The sequence below is a fragment of the Parvibacter caecicola genome, from assembly GCF_003725335.1.
Lineage (GTDB): Bacteria > Actinomycetota > Coriobacteriia > Coriobacteriales > Eggerthellaceae > Parvibacter > Parvibacter caecicola.
On the sequence record NZ_QIBY01000002.1, the window covers coordinates 123,687 to 147,517 of the forward strand.

Annotated in this window: 27 protein-coding genes and 1 tRNA gene; 4 read left to right on the top strand and 24 right to left on the bottom strand. The window is 63.6% G+C overall.

What is annotated here, in order from left to right:
* The first annotated feature begins 62 nt into the window (after nucleotides 1-62).
* On the top strand, nucleotides 63-359 hold the full coding sequence (locus tag DMP11_RS10250) for a hypothetical protein (RefSeq protein ID WP_161555268.1): 297 nt from the start codon (nucleotides 63-65) through the stop codon (nucleotides 357-359).
* 38 nt (nucleotides 360-397) lie between these two features.
* On the top strand, nucleotides 398-1,975 hold the full coding sequence (locus DMP11_RS02550; protein WP_161555269.1) for a helix-turn-helix transcriptional regulator: 1,578 nt from the start codon (nucleotides 398-400) through the stop codon (nucleotides 1,973-1,975).
* Here the strand turns inward: DMP11_RS02550 and DMP11_RS02555 are convergent.
* From DMP11_RS02555 to DMP11_RS02585, 7 genes are all read right to left on the bottom strand, one after another.
* Nucleotides 1,972-2,793 carry a C39 family peptidase gene (locus DMP11_RS02555; RefSeq protein ID WP_214647034.1) on the bottom strand — a complete coding sequence of 274 codons (822 nt, stop codon included), beginning with the start codon at nucleotides 2,791-2,793 and terminating at the stop codon, nucleotides 1,972-1,974. The two genes, DMP11_RS02550 and DMP11_RS02555, sit on opposite strands and share 4 nt — an antisense overlap.
* A 185-nt stretch (nucleotides 2,794-2,978) precedes the next feature.
* Complete coding sequence (locus DMP11_RS02560; RefSeq protein ID WP_123184937.1) at nucleotides 2,979-3,359, bottom strand: metal-dependent transcriptional regulator; 381 nt, start codon at nucleotides 3,357-3,359, stop codon at nucleotides 2,979-2,981.
* 57 nt (nucleotides 3,360-3,416) lie between these two features.
* The gene (locus tag DMP11_RS02565) at nucleotides 3,417-3,635 is read right to left on the bottom strand and encodes a FeoB-associated Cys-rich membrane protein (protein WP_136845744.1); all 219 of its coding nucleotides are present in this window, start codon (nucleotides 3,633-3,635) and stop codon (nucleotides 3,417-3,419) included.
* A 145-nt stretch (nucleotides 3,636-3,780) separates the two neighbouring features.
* Nucleotides 3,781-6,309, bottom strand: coding sequence for a ferrous iron transporter B (gene feoB, locus DMP11_RS02570; protein WP_123184939.1), 2,529 nt, complete (start codon nucleotides 6,307-6,309; stop codon nucleotides 3,781-3,783).
* A 75-nt stretch (nucleotides 6,310-6,384) separates the two neighbouring features.
* On the bottom strand, nucleotides 6,385-6,621 hold the full coding sequence (locus DMP11_RS02575; protein WP_123184940.1) for a FeoA family protein: 237 nt from the start codon (nucleotides 6,619-6,621) through the stop codon (nucleotides 6,385-6,387).
* Between the two features lie 44 nt (nucleotides 6,622-6,665).
* Entirely contained in the window at nucleotides 6,666-6,917 is a 252-nt protein-coding gene (locus DMP11_RS02580; RefSeq protein WP_235869371.1) for a FeoA family protein, read from the bottom strand.
* Between the two features lie 161 nt (nucleotides 6,918-7,078).
* Nucleotides 7,079-8,041 (bottom strand): SGNH/GDSL hydrolase family protein, encoded by a 963-nt coding sequence (locus DMP11_RS02585; RefSeq protein WP_123184942.1) that lies wholly within the window; start codon nucleotides 8,039-8,041, stop codon nucleotides 7,079-7,081.
* A gap of 84 nt (nucleotides 8,042-8,125) precedes the next feature.
* On the opposite strand from DMP11_RS02585, the gene thrC reads away from it, so the two are divergent.
* Together thrC and DMP11_RS02595 are read left to right on the top strand one after the other, a co-directional pair.
* Nucleotides 8,126-9,685: a threonine synthase gene (gene thrC / locus DMP11_RS02590; protein ID WP_123184943.1), complete on the top strand. Its 1,560-nt coding sequence runs from the start codon at nucleotides 8,126-8,128 to the stop codon at nucleotides 9,683-9,685.
* Between the two features lie 180 nt (nucleotides 9,686-9,865).
* The gene (locus DMP11_RS02595; protein WP_123184944.1) at nucleotides 9,866-10,219 is read left to right on the top strand and encodes a winged helix-turn-helix domain-containing protein; all 354 of its coding nucleotides are present in this window, start codon (nucleotides 9,866-9,868) and stop codon (nucleotides 10,217-10,219) included.
* Here DMP11_RS02595 and DMP11_RS02600 read toward each other — a convergent pair.
* The 17 genes from DMP11_RS02600 to DMP11_RS02675 form a co-directional block, all read right to left on the bottom strand.
* Entirely contained in the window at nucleotides 10,192-10,581 is a 390-nt protein-coding gene (locus DMP11_RS02600; protein ID WP_161555270.1) for a DUF192 domain-containing protein, read from the bottom strand. The two genes, DMP11_RS02595 and DMP11_RS02600, sit on opposite strands and share 28 nt — an antisense overlap.
* Complete coding sequence (locus DMP11_RS02605) at nucleotides 10,518-11,048, bottom strand: hypothetical protein (protein ID WP_148041076.1); 531 nt, start codon at nucleotides 11,046-11,048, stop codon at nucleotides 10,518-10,520. Before DMP11_RS02605 ends, DMP11_RS02600 begins: the two co-directional genes overlap by 64 nt.
* A complete protein-coding gene (locus DMP11_RS02610) occupies nucleotides 11,045-11,509 on the bottom strand; it encodes a hypothetical protein (protein ID WP_123184947.1) in 465 nt (154 codons plus the stop codon). Before DMP11_RS02610 ends, DMP11_RS02605 begins: the two co-directional genes overlap by 4 nt.
* On the bottom strand, nucleotides 11,506-13,647 hold the full coding sequence (locus DMP11_RS02615) for a molybdenum cofactor biosynthesis enzyme (protein ID WP_148041077.1): 2,142 nt from the start codon (nucleotides 13,645-13,647) through the stop codon (nucleotides 11,506-11,508). Before DMP11_RS02615 ends, DMP11_RS02610 begins: the two co-directional genes overlap by 4 nt.
* A gap of 134 nt (nucleotides 13,648-13,781) precedes the next feature.
* Complete coding sequence (locus DMP11_RS02620) at nucleotides 13,782-14,240, bottom strand: TadE/TadG family type IV pilus assembly protein (protein ID WP_161555271.1); 459 nt, start codon at nucleotides 14,238-14,240, stop codon at nucleotides 13,782-13,784.
* Nucleotides 14,224-14,448, bottom strand: a complete 225-nt coding sequence (locus DMP11_RS10190) for a Flp family type IVb pilin (RefSeq protein WP_136845737.1) — start codon at nucleotides 14,446-14,448, stop codon at nucleotides 14,224-14,226. The genes DMP11_RS02620 and DMP11_RS10190 overlap by 17 nt, the downstream gene beginning before the upstream one ends.
* Entirely contained in the window at nucleotides 14,412-14,588 is a 177-nt protein-coding gene (locus tag DMP11_RS02625) for a class III signal peptide-containing protein (protein WP_161555274.1), read from the bottom strand. Before DMP11_RS02625 ends, DMP11_RS10190 begins: the two co-directional genes overlap by 37 nt.
* 135 nt (nucleotides 14,589-14,723) lie before the next feature.
* Complete coding sequence (locus DMP11_RS02630) at nucleotides 14,724-15,686, bottom strand: type II secretion system F family protein (RefSeq protein ID WP_123184951.1); 963 nt, start codon at nucleotides 15,684-15,686, stop codon at nucleotides 14,724-14,726.
* Nucleotides 15,683-16,654: a type II secretion system F family protein gene (locus DMP11_RS02635; RefSeq protein ID WP_161555272.1), complete on the bottom strand. Its 972-nt coding sequence runs from the start codon at nucleotides 16,652-16,654 to the stop codon at nucleotides 15,683-15,685. The genes DMP11_RS02630 and DMP11_RS02635 overlap by 4 nt, the downstream gene beginning before the upstream one ends.
* Nucleotides 16,630-17,949 carry a TadA family conjugal transfer-associated ATPase gene (locus DMP11_RS02640; protein WP_211329060.1) on the bottom strand — a complete coding sequence of 440 codons (1,320 nt, stop codon included), beginning with the start codon at nucleotides 17,947-17,949 and terminating at the stop codon, nucleotides 16,630-16,632. Before DMP11_RS02640 ends, DMP11_RS02635 begins: the two co-directional genes overlap by 25 nt.
* Nucleotides 17,940-18,836 (bottom strand): CpaE/TadZ family protein, encoded by an 897-nt coding sequence (locus tag DMP11_RS02645; RefSeq protein ID WP_123184953.1) that lies wholly within the window; start codon nucleotides 18,834-18,836, stop codon nucleotides 17,940-17,942. Before DMP11_RS02645 ends, DMP11_RS02640 begins: the two co-directional genes overlap by 10 nt.
* On the bottom strand, nucleotides 18,827-19,594 hold the full coding sequence (cpaB, locus tag DMP11_RS02650; protein ID WP_123184954.1) for a Flp pilus assembly protein CpaB: 768 nt from the start codon (nucleotides 19,592-19,594) through the stop codon (nucleotides 18,827-18,829). The genes DMP11_RS02645 and cpaB overlap by 10 nt, the downstream gene beginning before the upstream one ends.
* A 405-nt stretch (nucleotides 19,595-19,999) precedes the next feature.
* A complete protein-coding gene (locus DMP11_RS02655) occupies nucleotides 20,000-21,280 on the bottom strand; it encodes a hypothetical protein (RefSeq protein WP_136845736.1) in 1,281 nt (426 codons plus the stop codon).
* Between the two features lie 124 nt (nucleotides 21,281-21,404).
* Nucleotides 21,405-21,701 carry a cysteine-rich small domain-containing protein gene (locus tag DMP11_RS02660; RefSeq protein ID WP_123184956.1) on the bottom strand — a complete coding sequence of 99 codons (297 nt, stop codon included), beginning with the start codon at nucleotides 21,699-21,701 and terminating at the stop codon, nucleotides 21,405-21,407.
* Nucleotides 21,702-22,361 carry a hypothetical protein gene (locus tag DMP11_RS02665; protein ID WP_123184957.1) on the bottom strand — a complete coding sequence of 220 codons (660 nt, stop codon included), beginning with the start codon at nucleotides 22,359-22,361 and terminating at the stop codon, nucleotides 21,702-21,704. It abuts the gene before it with no gap.
* A 255-nt stretch (nucleotides 22,362-22,616) separates the two neighbouring features.
* Nucleotides 22,617-22,691 (bottom strand) — tRNA-Val (locus tag DMP11_RS02670).
* 163 nt (nucleotides 22,692-22,854) lie between these two features.
* Nucleotides 22,855-23,790 (bottom strand): DUF4013 domain-containing protein, encoded by a 936-nt coding sequence (locus tag DMP11_RS02675; RefSeq protein WP_123184958.1) that lies wholly within the window; start codon nucleotides 23,788-23,790, stop codon nucleotides 22,855-22,857.
* Nucleotides 23,791-23,831 lie beyond the last annotated feature (41 nt).

Consider the following 23,831-nt stretch of genomic DNA (forward strand, 5'->3'; position numbering starts at 1 on the left):
GTCCTCCTCTTCTCTGTCCTTCTCCATCATGCATGCGTCATCCGCACGCAGGGGCAAATGCGATGCGCGACGCTTTGGAGGCGACACTGCACCGCATCGCTTGCCCGAGTACTTCAGGCAAGCAGCAACGGGGAAAGGTTTTGCGGTTTGACCCTGAAAGCCCGCTGCCGGATAAATCGCGTTGGGCTAAAATATCCGTCGGTCTTGCAACAGCTTTCTTCTTCCTTGAGTCCCCCGTCGCCGGGGAAGATGTTAGGAAGATCCAAGGGGAAACGCCCCTCTGGAAAGCTATGGTTTATGGAGGGAAACCTCCCATAGACAATCTATGGGACAGGCATTTTGCCTGGTTAGAAGTTTAGGGGGAAGAGCAATCGACGCTTCAAGACCAAAAGAACCTGTGTATTTTTTCGGCCTTCAGATGGACCTCACGGGGCTGGCTTTCCATCTATCGTGGCTATTTCTGTTTCTCTACTCAGCCATTCCCGTTGGCGCTCAACCCGGCGAAACGGCTGAAGGGGGCTATCTTTCGTCGCTGTATCTGTTTTCCAGTTTTGCCCTCACCGCAACACTTTTAGCGTTCATCCTATTTCGCGGCAAGTCCGAACGGTTGCTTCAGCGCCACTGGCTTACCACGTTTGGCATTGTCGCCACGACCGCCGGAACCCTTCTGTATTATGCCGCCGCACCTGTTGCTGCCAACGGTTCCCTCCTCGTCGCCCAAACAAGCGGCTTGCTCACCGGCGTCGGATCGGGCATCATCGCCATGCGATGGGCGTGGGACTTCGGCGGCGTGCCCTCGGCAACTATCATGTCCAGCGTCCCATCCATCTTGGCCGTTACCGTGGTGTGCTGCGTCACAACGCCGCATCTCCCCCCGCTGTTAGCAGCCGCTATCGTGTCGTTGCTACCCGTAGCATCTGGCGTTTTCGCGCTGAACGTAATTCGCACCGCCGCCAACGGAAGCAGCCCAAAAGAACCGCTTCCGACAACCGGCTCCGCCCTCAACTCAACCTCCCCCAGCAGACCGCCCAACGCCCCTGCCGCCCGCTCCATGCTTTTCTACACAGTGCTTTGCGGAGGAATTGCGCTTCTGGGCACCACCTTGGGTATCACCGGCCAATCAAGCACCTCATTCTTCTCGTTGAGTTCGGTCACCGTGCTGCTCATCAGCGCTGCAGGTGCCATCCTCATAGGCAGCGCCCTTGTGGTTCGCCGCACTCCGGGCGCGTCGTTTTCCGCCAACCTGTTCGTGCCGTTCATTGTTATCGTGTGCTTTCTGGTGATATTGGCAAGCACTCAGCCCGAACAGGCCATTCGCAACGCAGAGTCCGTTGGAAGCGTCTGCCTGGAAACGCTCTTCTTCGCCGTGCTTATTATTGCTGCACGCCGCTTCGCCATGCCCGCTATCACAGTTTTCGCCGCCGGACGCGTCACCTATGCGCTCTCAAACATTGCTGGTTCTCAGCTTACCGGCCTGTTTGTCGCCGGAGCCTCGTCCGATTCGCTCATCCAGCTTTCCAGCTTCGCGCTGTTTTTGGGAATCGAGATTATCATGGTAGCGGCTGTCGTCGTGGTGATTTTACCGCGACGAACAAATCGGAAGCTCGCCCACCAAGAAGGCACCGGCCCTATCGACTATTCCACCCTCCCGAAAGAACCCTTGGGCGCCTCTCTCGCTGACAACCCATCCGAAAACATCCCTCCCGCAAACGCCGCGTTCGCAAACGACCCTCCCAACCGCGTCCCCTTCCAGGAACGTGTGACCATCTTCTCGCGCGAGTATGGCCTTACCGCACGCGAAGCGGAAGTGGCGAAACAGCTGCTCATGGGCCACAGCTACGCGCGCATCATGCAGGAGTTGTGCATCGCAGAGGGCACGGTAAATTATCACGCTCGCAACATCTACTCCAAGGCCGGCGTCCACGGCCGCCAAGAGCTGGTGGAACTGTTCGAGACAAACGACAGCCGAAGCTAGAACCAACCGCCCTTGGAAAGCTCCCACAGGTTGCGGCATTGGGAAAGCACGCGTTCGGGATCCCAGGCTTGTTGAGAACGCTCGGGGGAGTTGGGGTCTCGGATAATCCAGTTGCCGTCATCGGCCCGACCCGCCACCACCACGAAGTGGCCGGTGCTGGTGAAGTCGCCTGGCCCCAGCGTGAGGATGACCGGGTGCCCCGCTTCCAGCGCGGCGTTCACCGAGGCCACGCTCGCAGGTAGCTCTTGGGAATTCAGCCCCAATTTGGCCGCGCCCTCGGTCATGAGTGTCCAAGTGGTCAGGCCGCTGTCCACGAATCCGTTGTCCTCGCTGAACCGGGACATCTTTGGCGGATCATAATCCTGCTTGCCGGTGAGCGCCACATAGGCCATGGTCAGACAGGTGGGGCCGCAGCCGGCCTCTTCCACCGTGGAACCGGCGTACGCAGCGCTCTTCCACTGGGGATCAATCTGATAAAGGTAGGGAACGCTCCCCTTCTGCCACTGATCGGCTGGGGTGCTTTGGGCGGAGCTGGCTGAGGGCTGCCACGCCACCTGGCCGGAGCCTGTCGAACCCGAGCCGACAGTGCCAGCACCCGCCGCGCCCTCGACGGGCATGAAGTGGGAAGCAGCGCCCAGCACCGCCAACATTGCCAGCGGCACCGCAACGCAGCAGGCCAACATGGTTATCCACGAGACGGGGCGATGGCCACTCCGACGAGGCACCCGCGACACCCCATGGCGCGCTCTCTGCCGAACGTCTTGCCGCTGGCAGTAGCTATCCCGCTGGTAATAGGTGATGTCGCGCTGATGTCCCATTCTGAACCCCTTTCGTCCGTTTCAGGTTATCGGACAGGGGGCTTAAGGGTCTCATGGGGTTTCCTTAACTCTGTTTAAGAAGCCTTAATTCTTCATTGCGCCTGCGTAATCGGAGGTGACGGCAGGAAGCAAAACGCCGCCGAACTTCTGCTCGGCGGCGCTCTTTTTCGATGGTCTTTTGCGAATTACAGGTCGAGGCTTTTGATGTAGGCTTCCCATTTCTTCATGGACTCGTCGCTGATGGCGTGCTCCATGAGGCAGGCTTCCTTGTTCGCCTGCTCTTCGGGAATGCCGAGCGCCTTCGACAAAAACAGGAACAGCATCTGATGGCGATCTAGCACCGCGCGACCGTACTCGTAGCCCTCTTGGGTGAGGGTGATGTCGCCATAATAGGGCTGTTCGGCCAGACCTTTTTCCTTCAAGACGGACATGGCCTTGTTCACCGATGCTTTCGAAACCCCCAATTTCGCCGCAACATCTACCGAACGAATAGCCGCATCAGCGGTACCGCCCAACTCGACCATTGCTTCAAGATAATCCTCGTGCGACGGAGACATCTTCTCCATGAAACCCTCCTAATCGTCTAGTGGCTCCATGGTATCACACCCCAGCGCCGGGAAGACCTATTTCTGCTCAGGCGACTCAGGTATTGAAATGTTGCAGGTGGAGCAACCGTGGCAGGCGCTGCAGGTGGAGCAGCCGCTCTCGCCCTTCTTCGACTTCTTGTCACCGTGGCAGTCGCACAGGCCGCGGAAGAACAGGCGGCGTACCGCCCACACGGCCCACGCCGCTATCAGGATAAGCAAAACCACCGTCGCCGGCGTCATCGTAAGTTCTTGCATCGCATACGCTCCTAAATGGTCTCCTCGCCCAAAGTGGCGAGGCTCATGTCTTTTCCCGCAGGGCCGCTCGCTCAAGTGGCGCTGCGGGAAAAGACGCGCGGGGCACAGAGGAGAGAATGCGCCCCGCCGTTTTCGGGATAACTAATTATGCAGCGTTCTCGGCCGTTTTCGCCATCTTCACGCCCTTTTCCTTAGGGGCGGGACGGAACAGCAGGAACAGCATGCCGGCCAGCACAACCAGAGCCAAGATGGTGAAGGGACCGAAGGCCACTTCGCCGGTGATGAGGCCGCCCAGCTGGTAGATGAGCAGGCCCACGCACCAACCGAACACGGTCATGTAGCCGATGGCAGCCCAGGTCCACTTGGCGCTCATCATCTGGCGACGGATGGTGCCGATGGCGGCGAAGCACGGAGCGCACAGCAGGTTGAAGGCGCAGAAGGCCATGACCGCCACGGAAGACCCGCCGAGCATCGCGGCAAAGGAGGACCACAGGGTGGGGTCGGTCTCGCCCACTTCGCCGAGCGAAGTGATGATGCCCACGGTGGCGATAACGTTCTCCTTGGCCACCAGACCGGTGATGGAGGTAACGGTAGCCTCCCAGCTGCCGAAGCCCAGCGGCGCGAAAATCCACGCCAGCAGGTTGCCCAGGCCAGCGATCAGGCTGTACTGGATGTAGTCGTCCACCTCGGGGTCGAGCAGGCCGAACTGACCGTCGTACATGCCGAAGTTCATGAGGAACCAGATGACCATGGAGGACAGGAAGATGATAGTACCGGCTTTGACCACGTAGCTCTTCACGCGCTCCCACATGGACAGCAGCACGTTTTTCACGGTGGGCAGGTGGTACTGGGGAAGCTCCATGATGAACGGAGCCGGCTCGCCCGCAAAAGCCTTGAACTTACGCAGCATGATGCAGGAGATGATGATAGCGGCAAGGCCCAGGAAGTAGAAGACGGGGCCGACCCACCAGGTATCCTCGTAGTCGCCGCCGGCCAGAGCGCCGAACACCAGCGCGATGATGGGCAGCTTGGCGCCGCAGGGAATCATGGTGGTGGTCATGATGGTCATGCGACGGTCTTTTTCGTTCTCGATGGTCTTGGTAGCCATGACCGCGGGCACGCCGCAGCCAGAGGCGATGAGCATCGGGATGAAGGACTTGCCGGACAGGCCGAAGCGGCGGAAGATGCGGTCCATGATGAAGGCGACGCGGGCCATGTAGCCGCAGCCTTCCAAGATGCCCAGCAGGATGAACAGCACGATGAGCTGCGGGATGAAGCCGATGACGGCGCCCACGCCGGCGATGATGCCGTCGAGGATGAGCGACTGCACCCACGGCGCGGCATCAATGGCTTCAAGCCAGCCGCCCACCACTACCGGCACGCCCACATGGTAGAAGCCGTAGTCGGCCGGGTCGGGCTCTTCCTGCTCAAGGGCAGCAGCGAAGGCGGCGGAATCGACGCGCTCGATGGAAACGGCGCCGGTGTCCTCGTCTTCCACTTCCAGCTCGCCCACAATGCCGGCGCTGTCGGCGGCGTACATGAAGTTCTCAATGGCCTCTTCATCTTCAACGGTGGGCTCTTCCGCCTCAATGGCGGCGGTGAAGCCTTCCACGTCCAGGCCGTCTTCCTCGGCCGCCTCCAGGTAGGCGTCGATCTGCGCCTGATAGCCCTCGTACTCTTCGGCGTCCGCCCCGTACTGCTCGGTGCCGGTGTACAGCCAGCCGTCGCCGAACAGGCCGTCGTTGGCCCAGTCGGTGACGTAGGTGCCCACCGTGGACACGGAAATGTAGTACACCAGGAACATGATCACCACGAAGATGGGCAGGCCCAAGATGCGGTTGGTCACCACGCGGTCGATCTTCTGGGTGGTGGTCATGCCCTTCGTGCTCTTCTTCACGCACTCGTCGGCCACATCGGTGATGATGCCGTAGCGCTCATCGGTGATGATGGACTCTGCGTCGTCATCCTCGTCGTTCTCCACCGCTTCGCGGATGGCGGCGATCTTCGAAAGGTCGCCGGCGGAAAGCCCCAGCCCGTCGATGGTCATCTGCTCGCCCTCGAACAGCTTGATGGCAAACCAACGGGCCTGATCGCCCTTAACGCGGCTGCCCAGGATGTCGATGATCTTACCCAGCGCCTCTTCCACATCGTTGGTGAAACGCATGGTGCTGGCGGGCAGCTGATGCTTCTTGGCCGCCTCGATGGCGGTGTTCATCAAATCTTCCATGCCCCTGCCGCGCAGCGCGGTGGTTTCCACGATGGGGCAACCGATTTTCTGGGACAGCTTGGCAACATCGATTTTGTCGCCGTTCTTCTCCACCAGGTCCATCATGTTCAGCGCCACCACTACCGGCACACCCAAGTTGATGATCTGGGTGGTGAGGTACAGGTTGCGCTCGAGATTGGTGGCGTCCACCAGGTTCACCACCACGTCGGGCGCGCCAGAAAGCAGGTAGTCACGCGTGACGATTTCCTCGGGCGAATACGGGGAGAGCGAGTACACGCCGGGCAAGTCGGTTACGGTAATCGACTTATCCCCCTTGTACTTGCCCTCCTTCTTCTCAACGGTCACGCCGGGCCAGTTTCCCACGTACTGGTTCGCGCCGGTGAGATCGTTGAACATCGTGGTCTTGCCGCAATTGGGATTGCCGGCAAGCGCAATGTTGAGTCCCATGGTCTTCCTTCCCTAAAGTAAACTAAAGTTAACTGGTGTCCGTTAAAAAAGCGCCTCCATCAGCGCTTTCCCGCGTTAAGCCACCAGCACGTGCTGAGCTTCATCTTTGCGCAGCGAAAGCTCGAAACCGCGCACCGTAAGCTCGATCGGGTCCCCCAAGGGGGCCACTTTGCGCACGTAAACCTCAGTGCCCTTAGTGATGCCCATGTCCATGATGCGGCGCTTCACCGCGCCCTCGCCCACAAGCTTCACCACCTTTGCCGAGGATCCCACGGGAACATCGCGCAGGGTCTTGGCTCCAGATTCCGTCATCTGCCAGTCCTTCCTTCTCCGATTGCCGCAACAGATGAAACGCGTTAACAGGTGATGATCTTCGACGCAATGGATTTGTCCAGGGCCACATGCGCCCCTTTCACTTCCACGATCAGGTTGCCGACTTGTTCGGAAACCACATGCACATCTGCACCTTCAACGAACCCCAGGTTCTCCAGGTGGTGATGCACATCGCCTTTTCCGCGCACCTTGGCAACTTTCGCCCGCGCCCCGGTTTTCAGGAACGACAGCGGCATCTGCTGACAGCTGATTTGCGGCTGTGCAGAATTCCTCATCTGACTTTCCACCACGGCTGCCATTTGCATCGCGACTCCGATCTCACAAGTTAACCATGTTTAACGCCCACATGTTAACCCTGTTTTACTTAAAAAGGAACCCCAGGTTTACTTTTTTCCAAGATTTGTTCCCTGCCGGCGCCGCGAACGGCCGAAGAGGCCTATTGCTTGTCGCACACGCAAAACCACGGGTTGCCGTGGCTGCGCACGGAGGGGCAGTTTATGCAGGTGGTGCGCTGGCAGCGCTTGGCCGAGCGCATTTCCTGCGGCGGAAGCGGGGGCAGCGGCGCGGGTGCGGCGCCTTCGGCCGCCATGGCATGCAGCACCATCGCCGCCAACTGCTGCATCCCCAGCGCGGTGGGGTGAGTGCCGTCCAGGGCGTCGTAGTCATATCCCAGCGCCGCCGCATCCGCCACCCGGCACCCTTCCGCGGCAGCCGCGTCGCGAATGGCCTGGTTGTAGTCGTCGAAGGCAATGCCCCTCAGCGCATGGGCGAACGCGGGGCCGCCCTTGCCCCTCTCGCGGCCGCAGGGAATGGTGATGCACCACAGCTGAGCCGCCGGCGCAACCCCTTTCACCTGTTGCAACATGCGGCGATAGGCCGCTTCGAAGCGCTGGGCCGCATCCGCTGGCGCAGCCCCAGGCACGGCAGCGGCGGCGATGCGCTCCCCCTCAAGGGGGCCGTCCGCCTCCGTCCAACCGGCAGCCCGGGCGGCCACCACGGCCGGCGCCGCCTCCGAGCGGCCCGCCTCCTGGGCCTCGGCGGTTCCCCAGCCATAATCGTTCACCCCGATGAAAATCAGCACCATGTCAGGTGCCTGGCCCCCTTCACCCAGCAGCTGCGGGGCACGCCCCGGCTGTTCGGCGGCGGGAAAGCCCGCGCCCTGCACCATCGATCCAGAATAGGAGCCGTTGGCGCAAAGCGCTCCCCCCAGACCGCCTATCACCTGCATCCACCAGGTTTGCCCCGGCTCCTCCACGCCGGTGAGGCCGGTTTGGGGCGGCTGGTAGTACACGCGGTTGCCGGCGAACGTGCACCCTTCGAAGGTGGAAATGGAGTCGCCCAAGATTGAAATGGTGGGGACGGCAGATGCGCCTTCGCCCGAAAGATTCCGCGTTTGCATGAATAAACCCCTCTCCTATCCGGGCGTTTCAGCGGGAAGATACTATACTCTTGCCGCTGCAAGCCTCACGCAAAGGGAGACAATATGACAGAAAACAGCCACGTAGAATTCTTCGACACCCGCGGAAACGTTTCCGAGCCCTACAGCTTCACCAAAGCGCTGGTGGCGGGGCTGGCTCCGGGCGGCGGGCTGTTCGTGCCCAACCGCATCCCCCATTTCTCCCTTGAAGACATCACCGCGCTGGCAAAGCTGCCCTATCACCAGCGGGCCGCTGCAGTGTACAAGGCCTTCGGCATCAACCTGCCCGACGAGCAGATAGACCAGCTGATGGCCCAATGCTACGGCGACAACTTCAATAACGAGGCCATCTGCCCCATCACCTCCCTCGACGAGAACACCCACGTGTTGGAACTGTGGCACGGCCCCACCAGCGCCTTCAAGGACATGGCCCTGCAGTGCCTGCCTCGGTTCTTCTCCGCCAGCGCCCAGGCGCTGCGGGAAGAGGGCAAGCTGGACAACAGCTTCTGCATCTTGGTGGCCACCTCCGGCGACACCGGGAAGGCGGCCCTGGAGGGCTTTAAGGGGGTGGACGGCGTTTCCATCGGGGTGCTGTTCCCCGACGGCGGCGTGAGCGACATTCAGCGCAAGCAGATGGTGACCACCACCGGCGGCAACGTGCAGGTGTGGGCGGTGCGCGGCAACTTCGACGATTGCCAAACCGGCGTAAAGCGGGTGTTCGCCGACGCCGATTTCAACCAGCGGCTGATGAGCGAGCGCAAGGTGGCCCTCTCTAGCGCCAACTCCATCAACTGGGGGCGCCTGATGCCCCAAATCGTTTACTACATTTCCAGCTACAGCCAGCTGGTGGCCGACGGCAAGCTGGAAGCCGGCCAGCTTTTGGACGTGTGCGTGCCCACCGGCAACTTCGGCAACATCTTGGCCTGCTGGTACGCCAAGCAGATGGGCACCCCCATCGGGCTTTTGATGTGCGCCTCCAACGAGAATCGCGTGCTCACCGACTTCATCAACACCGGCACCTACGACATTTCCAACCGCCCCTTCGTGCTCACCCCCTCCCCGTCGATGGACATCCTGGTGTCCTCGAATCTCGAACGGCAGCTGTTCGAACTCACCGGACGCAACCCCGAGGCCATCGCCCAGTGGATGCGGGCGCTGAATGAGAACCGCTGCTTCCGCATCGACCGCGCCACCTTCGGCAAGTTGCGGGAAGGGTTCGCCGCCGAATCGGTGAGCAACCAAGACTGCCTGAACACCATCAAAGAGGTGTTCGCCCGCTACGGCTACCTGATGGACCCCCACACCGCCGTGGCCTTCGCCGCCACCGAGCGCCTGCGCGGCGAAAACCCCGTGCTGGTGGCCTCCACCGCCCATTGGGCCAAATTCGGCGACAACGTGTACCGCGCCCTGTTCGATGTTCCCGCCGGCCAACCGCTGCCAGCCGACAAAGCGGCCCTCACCGGCTGCCAGCTAAATGCGTTCATCGCCGACGAAACCGGCTGCTTCTACGTGCCGGAGAACTTGGCCATGCTCGATGAGATGGAAGTACGCTTCAGCGAGGTGATCGACGGCACCACCGCGGCCATCGAACAAGCCACCGCCGCTTTCCTGGACTCCCAGGCGTAGCGCAGCTCCAGTTGCCCCGATTTCGGCCAAACGCCTGTCCCACGGCACCCGTCACAGAAGCGCCCCGGCAACAGGGCCCAACCTGAAACCCGCCCCCGCGAGATGCGCTCGCGGGGGCGTTATGCTACCATTCCCCATACGAAGAAGCCACGGAGCACGTTCCGGCTGCAAAGGAGAGACATGGGCACCCTCGAAGAGCTTGTTATCAATGTGCGCATTTCCATTGCCAACCCCAGCGCCCCTTCCGAATCCATGTTCGGCCCCGGCATCGCAAAACTGTGCGACGGCGTGCGCGAGTTGGGCTCTCTGAACGCGGCGGCGAAGTCGATGGGCATGGCTTACAGCAAGGCTTGGCGCATCATCAAAGACACCGAATCCACGCTGGGCATCCAACTGCTCGACCGGGACGGCGCCCACGGCAGCCAGCTTACCGAGGAAGGCAATCGCCTGCTGGACGTGTACCAGTCCATTTCCCAGCAACTGCAGGAAGACGGCGAAGCCCTCTATCACAAAGAACTTGGCACCAACGGGTAATCTCCCTTTTCAACCCATGCTCCCATCTGGGAAAACCTTTCCAACACCGAAGCTGACTCATCGCAGGCCAGCGCCCCGGCGAATACCCGCTGCCCGGGCGGCACCGCTCGTTCCACTTTCACCACCTGCCCTTCCCCGCTCAGAAACGCCACGTCTATAGGAGCGCTCATCCCGCAGGTATGGATGTCATGGCACCTGATGAGCAGCAGCGCCGGATGGGGAGGCCTGCGCCCGAGCAGCCCCCGCAGCCGCGACAGCGGCGTTGCGGCCACGCGCGCCGCCACCAGCCGCCCATCGCTCAGACGCACTGCGCAAGCACGACGACGCCTTCGCCGCATCTCCACTGCGAAATCATCAGCCATTCGCCTTCTCCTTCCCCACGCACGTACGTGGCGCATTCCGAAACCCCTGAATCCACGGCAGTCCAGCCAGCGGCGCTCAGCAAATCGCCCAGCTGCCGCGCCTGGCCCTCGTCCCGCTGCCAATGCAGCGAAACCACCGCTCCTCCGCCCCCTGTCAGTACCTGGGAGGGCGCCGGCAGGGCCGCTAGCACCTCGGAAAGCCACGGCGGGGCGTCCCAATCGCCGCCGGCCTCGGTAGCCCCGCACCCTTCCGCCGCCTCCTCCCTCGTCACTTGGGCACCGGCTGAAACCAGCATCTCATCCACCGTGCCCTCCAACGCCGCGCGGGCCATCGCCTGGGCGGTGGGGGGCGCCGCTTCCACAACTCCGCCTTCTCCGGCCAGCATCTTCTCCCCCAGCGCTGCCGCCGCCACCGCCAGCACCATTGCCGCCAAAGCACAAACGGCCCGGGCCAGACGGCGCCTCATAGCAGCATCCCCGGCTTGTAGGTGTCCACCGTCAGCGAGGCGCTGTGGGACACCGTGGGTAACTGCACGCCGAACACCTCTTGGCGCAAGTTGATGCCGTACAAAGTGGGAGCGAAAGTGAGGGTGGCGGTGTACTTGCTGTAACCGCCGGCATCCTCGCGCATCACCGCCACCGTTTGGTTCGGCGCCGAGAATCGCTGCTGCAACAGGTGGAGAATGTTCTCTTCGGCTTGCGCCGGCGCCTCCCCGTAGGCCGGCACCGTGGCATACAGCCGCACGGCATTGCGCGCCACCCGGTCGAAAGCAGCGCACTCCGAGAAAAAAGCCATGCCGTTGCACACGATGGCCATGATGGCCAGCGCCGCCGGCAGCACCGTGGCAAGCTCCACCGTCATCTGGCCACCGCGCTGGCGCGCTTTCACCGCGGCGGCCCCCAGCAAATCCTTCAATCGCCCCATCATTGCCACACCCTTTCGTGCGATGCGCCGTTCGCCAAGCTGCGGAGCGCCTCCAAGGCCCCATCCACCCAACTGCGGGCGCCCTCGGCCACCGAAGGCGGCAGGGCGATGGTAATGGGCACCTCCACGTCAAGCACCGGCACCTTGAACGTAGCCACCGTCACCTTTTCCCCGGCGCGATCAAGGGCGTCGAAAGCGGTTTCGCGCACCACCGGCAACAAGCCATCGAGCACCGTTCCCGTAGGGCTGGAGCCCCGAAGCGCCTGTTGCCGTAGCTGCTGGAACCCGCGGGAGAACTCCCCCGAGTCGCCCTTGGTCACCGTGCCGGCACTGGCCAGCACCGGCTTTACGGCCGACAACCGGGCCGGTTGCAGGCCGGCTGCCTCCAGCGCCCCTTGCAGCTTCCCCCGAGCCCAAGTACCCAGGCCGCTGCCATTGGCCAAGGGCACTCCCGAGAGCATCTCCTCTAAGCCGTCCAACAACGCCTCTTGCCCCGTGCCGTAAGCCGACAGCAGCGCCGACCAGCAATCCAGGGCCATCTTGCCCGCACCGGCCACCGCGCCCGAAGTATCGATGCGATCCAAAAGCGAATTCACCACTGTGCCGTTGTCGGTGGCGGGGTCTTCCTGCAACAGGGCCCCGGAAACCGCCACCCGCAACCCCAGCTGGGCCTCAGTGGACGAGAACGGGTTGGCAAAATGGCTGGGCATGGGGCCCGTTGCCAGGTTCACCACAAAGACCACGCACCCGGTGGCCCCCGGCGGCTGCGCCTCAAGGCGAAAGCCCGCCATTTCCGCCAAAGCCTCCTTCAGCCCATCGAGCAGCGATGAGAACGTGTCCTTGGCCGCCCCCAGCGCCGGCGCCATGGCTTCGCGCGCCTGCTGGTAGTCCTTCGCCGCTTGCGCCACCAGGCGGTAGTGGTATTCGAAGCCGTTGTCTATGCGAGACGAAGCCGACGCCACATCGCCCAAATCGGACGCCTTGAAGTTGCAGGAGGGGCAGGTTTCGTAGCCGCCCGCCTCCAGCTGGGCCACCGAGCCCTTTTGCCCCCAGCCCGCCGCCTGGGGGCAACCTTCGAAGGCGTGCATGACCGCCGCGCCCTCTGCTTCAGTGACGGGGAACAGCAGCTGCTGGTACAGATCGCTCTCCCGCAGCTCGGCCGTTTTCGAGAACAGCAGCGGGAAATAGGCAGAAAACCCTTCGTCGGTATCTCGCACATAGCCTTCTTGCAGCTGCTGAGAGCCGAAGCGGTAAAAGATGCGCCGCAGCGCCGCGTTGGCCTGCTGCTCAACCGACCCGTCAGCAGCCGCTTCATGGGCTGCCCGGTACGCGTAGTACCGCTGCGCCCGCTGCAGGGCAACCGAGAAGCTCCAAGTGTCAGCCGAATGGTACAGCGGGTTTTGGTCTGCGGGAAGGCACCCCAGCGTTTCCGCCCGTTGGTACTGGCAATATTCGGGGTTGGCGCCGCAATCGGCCATGAAACCCCTCTTCCTCGCCTCGTTGGCATCGTTCGCCGCCGCCTCGGCCAGTGCCGCCCTCTGGGCCAGCCCATCGGCGTTTTCCCGCACCGCCTCCGCATAGGCGTCGCCGGCCGCAGCCGCCCCCACCGTGATGGGCTTCCCTTCAAACGGCGCCGGCACCGCCACCGCCAAATACCGGTTCGAGCTGCCGTTGTTGGCAGAGGCCACCGCTGCGGCGTTGAGAGCGCACAAAAACGGCAGCGCCTCCTGCAGGCGATTGAGCCCTTCGGCAACCTTCTCCGCAAAGTTGTTGCGACCCCGCAGCACCGTGCCGCCCGCATCCACCAGCGTGCCACCGAGTGATTGCCCTCCGGGCACGCACAGGGCCAGCAGTCCCACCCCCGAGCACAGCAGCGATGCCAGCGACAGCGACAGCACCACTGCATCGCACAGGGCCACCGCCACCATGAATTCGGCTGTCACCGACGAAGCCGCAAGCGCGCTGGCATCCGCCACCTCCTGGATTTCCGCTGTGCAGCTGTTCACCTCGTAGAGATGGGCGCTGGAGAACAGCAGGGCTATCGCCAGCAGGATGGCCACCGCGATGCCGGTGGTGGTGAACCCCTCCTCGTCTTGGAATAGCCCCATGGGCCCTCCCTCCTCATCGTCTTCGCGCGCCACGGGGCACACCTCCGCTTCTACCCCGCCGCGGCACGCCTCCGCTTCTGCCCCCGCGCCTTGCCGTGCCCGATTGGCCAATTCCGGCCAGCGCGCTTGCCCGGCCGGAGCTTTTGCCCAACGGGCCCGCAAGGCGCCTACTGCCACGGCGCCCGCACCGGAAGGACCTCTTCCACTTCCACGCGCCAATAGCCCTCCCCGTCGCACATTCCCGCCACTCGGGAAAGCTGAGCCAGCAAGGGCAGCGGCTTCAGCCGCGTTGCTATCTTCACCCGCGCCTCCGCACTGCCTGCGCCTCCGCTTAGGGTTATCTCCCAGCTGCAACCGCCCTCGTGCTTGTGGAACACCTCCGCCTCCGGCACTGCCGACAGGCGCCGCCGGGCGAAATCTTCTGCCACCGATGCGCCCGCATCGGAGGTGCACAGCAAGCGGCATGTTTCCAGTGCGGCGTTCTCCATAACGGTGCGGTCGTAGAGCACAATGGCCGGCTGCACCAGCAACAGCAGCAACAGAAACGCCACCGGGATGGCCAAGGCGGCCTCCACCGTGGCCTGGCCCGATCGCGCGCCGCGCGCCCGCTTAAAAAGCCAGCACATCGCACACCCACCCCCAGGCGCCGTCCACATGGTGGGAGGCGGCCGCCAGCGCGTGGTCGGCCGCCAGGCCGCCGAAGAACACCTGCCGAATTGCCCACAGCCCCACCACCACCGCCATCAGCACTGCAGTGACCAGGGCGTATTCCAGAGTGGCTTGACCGCTTGCATCGGTTACAAACCGTTTATCCCTTCGGCGATGGCGTTCCACAGTTCCTCCAGCTTTGGGCGGAACAGCGTGATGGCCACGATGGCCAAAACCACTAAAACTCCCACCAGGATGGCATACTCGGTGGTGCCCTGGCCCGCCGTCTGCTTCAGCTTCGACCGCAGGGCGCACTGCGCGCCCACCGCCGTCTCCCGCGCCCTGCGGCGCAGGCCCTCTCGTCCCGCCTCCACGCGCCGCCCAAGGCGCTCTCGCCGCTCTTCCCATCGCGCCATTGCACTTCCTACTCGTTTCATTGCCGTTCCATTCCTTTCCCAAAGTCATCCCATCAACTCCAACAAAACCGGCCCCAGCACCAATATCAGCATGGCCGGCAAAATAAGCGTGCTGGTAGGCAGCATCATCTTCACGGGCGCTTTCGCCACCGACTCCTGGCGAGCTGTGCGGTAATGGGCCCGCGCCTCGGCGGCGGCATCGTCCAGGTTGTCCGCCAAGGAAGAACCGAAGCGGATGGAGCGGACGATGGTCTCCACCACCCGGCCAAACAAAAGCGACCGGTAGCTGGCGGCCAAAGCCCGCAGCGCCTCTTCTCGGGAAACCAACCCGCAGCTCCATTGGGCCTGGGCGGCGGCCATGCCGGTTGCCAGCGGGCACTCGAAATGGGCGGTGTAGAGAGCCAGCGCCCCTTCGAAAGAAAGGCCGCTGCGCAGCCCCAAGGCCACTACCTCCAGCATTTCGGACAAGCTGCGCTCCAAGTCGTCCGCCCGTTTCTGCACGGCCCTCGCCAGCACGGCTCTCGGCAGGCGAAAACCAGCGAACCCGCCTGCCACCAGCCCGATCAGCGCCAACTCCACCGAAAACGCGGCGCCGGCCAAACCACCCGCTACCGCACCGGCCAAAGCCGCCAGCAGCGAGCAGTCCCAAAAACCGGCAACGGTCACCGCACCCGCCAGCCCCGCATGGGAGATGGCCTTTTCCAGAGAGGCGGCGGCCGGCAGAAGGCGAGCCGGCACCAAGGGGTGCCGCGCGCCCATACTCAAGGCGCGGGAGCGCAGCTCCATCGCCTGCAACAGCGCAACCGCAGGGGCCGCCCGAGCGCCACCCGGCACGCAAGAGGCGCCCCGGGAAAGCCCCAGCCCCTGCGCAGCGGCAGAGGTAGCCACCGTCTGCCGCAAGCGACGGCGACGCATCAGGGCACTTGCCCCTATCGCCAATCCGAAACCTGCCACAGCCGCCAGCGCCACAGCGACCCCCAGAAAAATGACACCAACGCCCCCGGTCATGGCCTCCCCTCCTCGTGCCGCAAAAGCCCCCGCACCGCCAGAACGCCGGCGCCTTGCATCACCAGCGCAAGGGTTAGGAGGGCTATTCCTTGGACGCTCTGGAAAAACGGCCCCATGAAGTCCTCGGTGATGAGGGAAAAGAGCGCCACCAGCACAAACGGCATGCAGGTAACGATGCGAGCCGAAAGCTGGGCCTGGGCCGTTTGCACCCGCAAAGTGCGCCTCAGCTCCAACTCGTCCCGCACCGATTCCCTTGCCGACTCCAGCACCTGCGAAAGAGAGCCGCCCGTCTGATGCTGCACGTCCAGCGCCACCGCCACGAAGGACAGTTCCGCAGACGATCCCCCTTCCGAGAACACCGCCAGCGCCTCTTGGGCGGGAGCGCCCACCTTCATTCGCCGGGACGCCTGCTCGAACAAGCGGGCTATGGGCTGTTCCAGGTCACCGGCAAGGGTGTCCATGGTCTGCGACAGGCTGAGGCCGCTTTTAGAGCACACCCCCAGCGCCCGCAGCGCCTCGGGGGTTTGCTGGCGCAAGGCGGCCACTCGCGCGTCGCGGGAAGCATTCATGCGATTGCCGAAGAATATCGCTGCCAAAGCCACTGCCGCCACTGCGAAAACCGGGGAGCCAGCTACAAGCGAAGCCGCAAAGCCCAGCCCCAGCCCCCCGGCCAAAAGAGCCGAAAGCAACGACTCGGGGGCGGCGGCCACCCCGCGACGCTCTGCCAGGCGCACTGCCTCCGCCATCGGAGCGTCCACCGCGGGAAACCGCAACAGCCAGCGCGCTAAGGACACCAGGGGCTTCACCCCGTTGCGCACCCACCAAAGGGGGCCGCCGGCCACCCTCCCTTGCAGCGAGGCGCGGGCATGAAGGTTTCGCCGGTACCGCGCTTCCGCCAACGAAAACGCGCAATAGCCCGCAACTCCCGCCGAAACGGCGGCCATCACCGGCATAACGCCCGCCGCCATTGCCGCACCTCCTCCTCTGTTGCCAGATCCTCTTCCACCAGCCGGTCCACCCACTCGGGCACTTCCAGCCATTGCCCCTCCTCCGACGGCGACAGCCGCTGGTACAGGGGCAGCACCTGGCATCGGCGGGTATCGGGGCAAAAGCCCACTGCGGCGATGGCCGAGATGAAACGGCGGCCTCCGCGATGGCGCTGGGTTTGCACCATCAACTGAAAAGCATGGCCTATCTGGGCCTCTATCACATCAGGGGGCAAATCCACCACATAGCGGCACATGGTCACCAAACGATCGATGCACTCCTGGGGCGAGTTGGCGTGCAAGGTGGTGAGGGAGCCGTCGTGGCCGGTGTTCATGGCCGTCAGCATGTCGAGGGCCTCCCCGCCACGGCACTCCCCCACGATGATGCGGTCGGGGCGCATGCGAAGCGAATCCACCACCAAACTGCGGATGGTGACCTCCCCCAAACCTTCGGCGTTCTGGTGGCGCACTTCCAACCGCACCACCTGCGGATGCTCGCTGAACTTCAACTCCAGCGAATCCTCGATGGTTATGATGCGCTCTTCGGTGGGGATGGAAAGGGACAGCGCGTTCAGCAGCGTGGTTTTGCCGCTGCCCGTGCCGCCCAGCACCGCGATGCTTTGGCGGCTGGCCACCGCCCAGTGAAGGAACTGCGCCGCCTCCTGTTCGAGCGAGCCCGCTTCCACCAGCTGCGGAAGCGAGAACACTTTGCGGGAGAACTTGCGAATGGCCAGCACCGGCCCATCGGGCGACACCGGTGGCACCACGGCGTGCACCCGGTGCCCTTGGGGCAACCGCGCCGACACCGAGGGGCTGGATTCGTCGATGCGCCGTCCCAGCGGGCCCAAAATGCGGTCGATAAGGCCCCGCACCTGGGCATCGCTCGCGAAGCTGGCCTCCGTGGGCCTCATCACGCCATCCCGCTCCACCCAAACGGCCCCGCCCTTGTTGACGGTGATTTCGGTTATGGACTCGTCGGCCAGAAGCGGCTCCAACGGCCCCATGCCGAACACCACCGCCACCAGCTCCTGTGTAAGGCTGTCCCGTCGCTCGGCCCCCACGGCCGCCCATGCGGGCTCGGCGAACACCTGGCGGCAGGCGCTGCGCAGTTCGTTGCGCGCCCGGAACGGATCTTCTTCCAGCAGGGCCGCCACCACTTCAGAGGGAACGTAGCGCTGCACCGCCTCCCGCAGATCCTCCACGTTCTGCACCGGCCGCCGCTCGGGCCGCTCGGGTGCGGCCGTGCGCTGCACCCGCTCTAGTAACGTTACCGCCACAACGCCTCCTCTGCCCTCAGCGCCCCTTCCTGGGCCGCCAGTTGGTGCTTGCCCCGCTTCGCCGCATCGTTGCGGCGCCGCGATGCCATAAAGCCCATGCGCCTTCCGTCGCGAAGGGCTGCAGGCGGCCTTTCCTCCTGCGCGCCCTGGCAACGGGGCACCGCTTCTTCCGCTATGGCAGCTGCGCTCTTGTAAAACGGGTTGCCGTCTTGCAAAAGCCGCTCCGCCAAGCCGCACCCCTGCAGCTCCTCCACCACCGCGCCGCCCTCTAGCATCTCCACCACATGGGCACCGCCCAAAGCGCACGAAACATCGATGGAGGTGAACAAGCTATGGCGCGAGCAGCGGTTGAGCACGAAGAGGAACGACCCCGTGGCCACGCTGCAGCGCAGGCACAAATCCAGCGCGCGCCGGGCCCCCATCACCGAAGAAGACGATTGGCCCACCACGAATAGAACCCGGTGGCTGGCCTCCATGAGCGACAGCAGCGGCTCGGTCCAAACCCCCGACGTGTCCACCACCACGACATCGAACCATTGCGCCGCCTGGCGAGCAACGTAAGGCAGGTGGGGAATGTGCTGCTCGGCGTATTCCATGGCGTCAGGGCCCACCACCGTAAGCCCTTCGGCAGCCACCCCCTCGCCCGTCTCGCAGGCGCGCAAAAGCTGGGAGAACGACAGCGGAGCCTCATCGCCTGTCATGCGGGAGCAACCACCGAACTGGCAATCGCCATCGAGCAGCAGCACCGAGAGGCCGCGGTTGCAGCACTGGCGCGCCACCGCCATGGCCACCGAGCTCTTCCCTGCGCCGCCGCTGGCGCTCACTACCGAGAGCACCACGCCGATCCTCCGGCTGGAGGCATCGCCGCTCCGTTCGCTCACTCCCATGCGTCTTCCCCTTCCGCAGATTGGTCTTCTTCTGTAGCGCCGACCCCCGAGGCCTCGTCGCGCGGGCCCCCTTCCAACCCATCGCCATCGCCCGGCGCCTCTCCGCCACCGGCCGCATCGCCTTGCGGCTGGGCTTCATCGGCACCGGGCAAGGCGAAGTACAGCACGTAAGATTGGGCCGCCTGCACCAACTCGTGCACCAGCGACGGCCGCACCGCCACCGTGACCCATGAGCTGTTCGAGGCCGCCCCCTCGCGCCCCACCGCCAAAACTGGAACCCGCGAGGCAAGCAGCGACGAACCGGACGGGCCGATCATGTAAAGGTCGGCCTCCATGCCGGCGACAAGGCTGCCGCCCACGGTTTGAACGTCTTTGGCGGGCACCGAAACGGCGCAGAGCCCTTCCGGCACCACCAGCTGATTCCCCTGCGCCTGCATGCGGCCCTCGCAAAGCACTTCACCGGCGAACACCGGACTGCCCAACTGCTGGCCCCGCACCGATTCAAGGTCGGTAACCGCTCCCGCTGGCAACAGCTCCGCCAGCCACTGGCGCTTCTCCACCATCGAGTCGTCCAACGCCTCTCCGGCGGACAAATCGCGGCGCGCCACGTAGGCCTCCACCTGCACGCCGCCGTATTTCTCTAAGGCCTCGGCCCGCTGCAACTGCGCCTCTTGCCCAATCTGCGCTGCATACAACCCCACGCACAGCGCACAGGCCAAGCCGCTGGCAATGCCCAGCGCCACCGTTCTTCGTCCCATCGCGCACCCTTTCCTTGGCTTCGTTCAGAAACCGAAGGCAAGGGCCGCCGGCTTCCTTGCCCCTACAGCATAGGGCCCGCAATCGCCAACGCGGCGCCAAACGGCTATCAACGGGCTATCAGCTTTTCGTTTTTTGGCGCTGCGTTTTCCGGAATGCGGCAATGGCCGGCCGCCAAATATCCGCACCTGCGCCGAAACAATCCATCGCCGTTGCGCCAAATATGCGCCGCGGATGCGCCGCCGTCGCGCCGCGCCTTCCCCCGCCCGGCGCCGCAATTGCCGCAAAAGGCCGCAAACGGGCTAATCCCCCCACCCCCCACCAGGCAAAACCTTTCTGCGCATGCAAAAAGGCCGCCGAAGCTCCGCAAAGCTCCGACGGCCTTGAAACAAAAAAGCAGCGCCTGGCTAAAGCTTCTGCACCTCGGTGATATTCACTTGCACCGGGTAAACCTTCCCCCAGCTGCTGGCCACCCCTGAAGCATCACCCGTGAGCGCGATGGTGCCAGTCACGGAAACCCGGTAGCCCACCAACGAGGACAGCTCCACCGTTTCCCGCTTCTCCTCGGGCTCTTCCTCTTCCGCCTCATCGCCTGCACCCGGCTCCCCTTCACCCTCGGGGTCCACCACTTCGGCATCCTGGGGCTGGTCCGGCTCTTCGCCTGAAGGGGCCTCCTCGTCTTGCGGCGCCTCCACCACGGGCGGATCAAAATAGCAGGCCATCTGGGATGTGGGCACCAGATTCACCACGTCCAAATCCCACGAGCGGCCGTCCATGGTAAGGCGCATGGGGCCGTCCAACCGCAGCAGGTAGTCGCTGCCTTCCACCGCCAAGGTGCCCTGCAACCGCACCAGGGCCCCTTCCTTGCAGTTGAGCTTCGACATCACCGATTTATCGGTGACTTTGGGAGTGCTGGTGGCCACCACAACGGGCACCCAGCCCTTTTCGGCCGACCAGTCAACCTTGCAGGTCACGGTCATGGTGGCAGTTTCCTCGGCGCGGGACTTCAGCAAGTTCACCTCCATGGTGCCCCCTTCGGCGGTAAGCTCTGAAACCACCGTGCTGGAAGCCCCCTCGAACTCGGCCGCCAACTGGCTGTTGTAGCTGGCCAGCAACTCCTCGATATTGTTGGCGATGGCAGTGGCGCTGGGAGGGGCCACCGGTTGCACCTCGAAGCCCTCCTGCACTGCCGGCCCCTGCTCCCACGTATCGTTCTTGTCGTCGTAGGTGAACTCGAAGCTGATGGGCACCGTCACCTTCACAGACTTGTTGGTGTAGTGGGCGGTGGCGGTGACCTTCTGGGCGAACAGCTCGGTAGAGCCGGAAAGATGGGTTTGCACCTCCCCCACCACCACGTCCTCGAAGCGCGGACCGATGAGGCTGGCGGCATCCACGTAGGCCAAGGAGGAGAGGTCGGGGGCGGGCAGCTCCAGCCGATCGATGGCGATGTCCACCCGCTGCTGGGTGAGCACCGTGCGCGGCCCCCCAACCGGAGTATGGGTGATAAAGGCCCTCACTTGCGGAAATGCCAGCACTGCCACCGCGGCGAACAGCAGCACCACCGCAAGGGCTCCTAAAGCCCCTTTGCGCTTGCGCTTCACTTTGAGGGATTTCGCTTGGGCAACGCGCCCGTAAGAGCCGGCCCGAGTGGCCCGACGGTTCTTTCGTTTCGCGGGACGACGATCCATGGAGATGACGCCTTTCAACCGTACACGCTGGTGTGTTTGTGGGAATAATTCGTGCCGCGCCATTGTAGCCCATCCCGGGCCAGCGCGCATCGCCGCTGGCCGCAACAGCGCGGAAAACCCGCCTCTAGCGGGCAGAAGACGCCAGCAGGCTCACTTGCGGCCAATGCTCCCTCACCACCGCGGCAAAACCCTCCCCCTGGTGGGGCAAAAGGCAATCGGAGCAATCCTTCACGCCATTGTCCAAATAGCGGTAGCTGCCCGGGCACTGCGGTCCTAAGGCGTACAACGGGCAATAGCAGAACAGGCAGTTGAACTGCGCCGATTCCACCCCTTCATGGCAGGGGAAGTACGGGCACTCGCTGTTGGAAAAAAACGACGCGTGGTCCACGTCCTGGGCGGGCAAATCAGCCGAAAGCTCCATCTACTTGCCCCGGCGCACGCGCACGAAAATGCTAACGGCCACCGCCACTGCCACCACGGCAATAACGGCCCAACCGGCGAAGGTGTACCATTCCACCGGCGCAGCGGTCCCTTGGGAGTTGGCCGCAGCCTCCATATCGGAAGAGGGCTGGCCCTCCCCTTCCAGGGAAAGTGGCATGGCCTCGTACTCGCTGCTGGAAGCCAATGCGTCCAGCGCCTCGTCAGACGCGTCCACCGTTGCGCTAGCGAATGTCAGCTGCACCGGCAGCAGCTTTTCCGGCTGGTCTTTCAACTCCACTTGCATCGCAAGCGGCTCATCCAGCGCACTCACCGGGATTATGAACTCGGACACATCGGTTGACGTGGGAAGATACTGCACATCGTCCACCATCATGCGCACAATGTCGTTTTTGCTCCAAGCAATGCGCGCCACGGTTTCGCCGGTACTTGCCACCTCCAGAAGGCAGGGGGAATCCACCGTGGCCGTCACGGCGTCGTCGGCCGCAGTTTCCACTTGGGCGCTGTAGTAGCCGGCCGCCAGCGGCGCTTCGGCGGCAAAGGCGCTAGCGGGCGCCAGCAAAACGGCAACCGCCACCAAAAGCCCTACCAGGGCGGCATAACCGATGAGCAAATCGGCAACAATGGCTTTCTTCGGATTCATGGGTGCCCCTTCCCTAAACAACGGCAACCTTCGGAAACTCAATCCCTGCCCATAACTATATATAAGCCACCGCCCCAAGCCCCCACTTGAAAACCGTTGTAACCGCCCAGTTGACAAAGGGAAAAACTGGAAACGAAGAATCCGTGTGTCGGGGGGCGTTCACTTTGTCACCGAATGACAAAGTGAACGCCCCCCGACACACCTGCCATGAAAAAGAACCCCCAGGGTTTACCTGGGGGTTCTTCGAGTTAGCAATGGTGGTCGAGGAGGGATTTGAACCCCCGACCTTGTGCTTGTAAGGCACCTGCGCTCCCGCTGCGCCACTCGACCATGCGCTTTTCAAAGCCCAAGCATTTTCCCACAACCGCCCCGGCGCATCAAGCGCACGGCAACGATTGGCGCGAAAACGCCCAGAAGGGGCCGCCGGGCAAACCCGCGCGCGCAACCGCAGCGGGCGAGCCGGACGCGCTACCGCACCGCAACCTACGCCGCTTTAGGCCAGGTAGGTCCAATCGCCGGCGAAACGGGCCACCCAATGGGCCGCCGCCCGCACCGACACCAGCTGCGCCGCCGCACCGGCCCAAGCACCCAGATAGCAGAAGACGGCCGTCACCACCAGAAAGCCCAGGCCGCCGCCCAACAGCGCTCCTAAAATGAACGCAGGATCGGGGTTGACCGCAGCCCCCATCACCGGCAGGAAGAACAGCAGCGCGAAGAACATGTACACAAACGACGCCACCACGATAATGGCCCCGGCAATCAGGCCGGGAACCACCACGGCACACAGAAGCCCCGTCCAATCGCGCTTGATGGCAGTCCAGGCGTCGCCCACTTTAAAGCCCTCCCCCAGCTGGGAGCGCATCGCCATGCGCAGGTTAAGAACACAGGTGAACATGGAAACCAGAAAGCCGATGGCCAGCGCGGCAATCCAGCCGATGAGGGGAATCCAACCCACGATGCCGCCGGCACAGCCCCCTATCAGGGAAAATACCAGCGCAATCACAAACGCGTAAAAGCCAATCTCGAAGTTGCGGCCGGTGACCACCTTCTGGGGCAGCGCCGTGCGGCCGCCGAAGGGCACCTCCTTGCTCCACTCCAGCGCGTACCCCGTGTTCACGAAATTCAAAACGGGCACCAGATCCAGCAGCCCCAAGAAGGCGGTTTTCTTCCAGAAGCCCGGCTGCTTGCAATCTTCCCAGCCAGCTGCCAAGCAGCTTTTGGCGTAAGCGGGGGCCACGGGCACCGGTTCGGGCACGGGCGCCTGCCACGCCTGCTGCCCATCAGATGCAGGCGGCGTATGGGGCTTCGGCGCATCGGCCCCGAAAGCCTCGTCCCAGCCTTCCGGCGCCGGAGCAGACGCCCCTTGCGCAGACGCGTCCTGTTCGGCAGCGTCCTGAGCCCCTTGCGGGCCCTGGTTCTCGTCAGCCATTTCAACCTCTTTCTCTTATGCACGGGCCCTGTTCGGCCCGC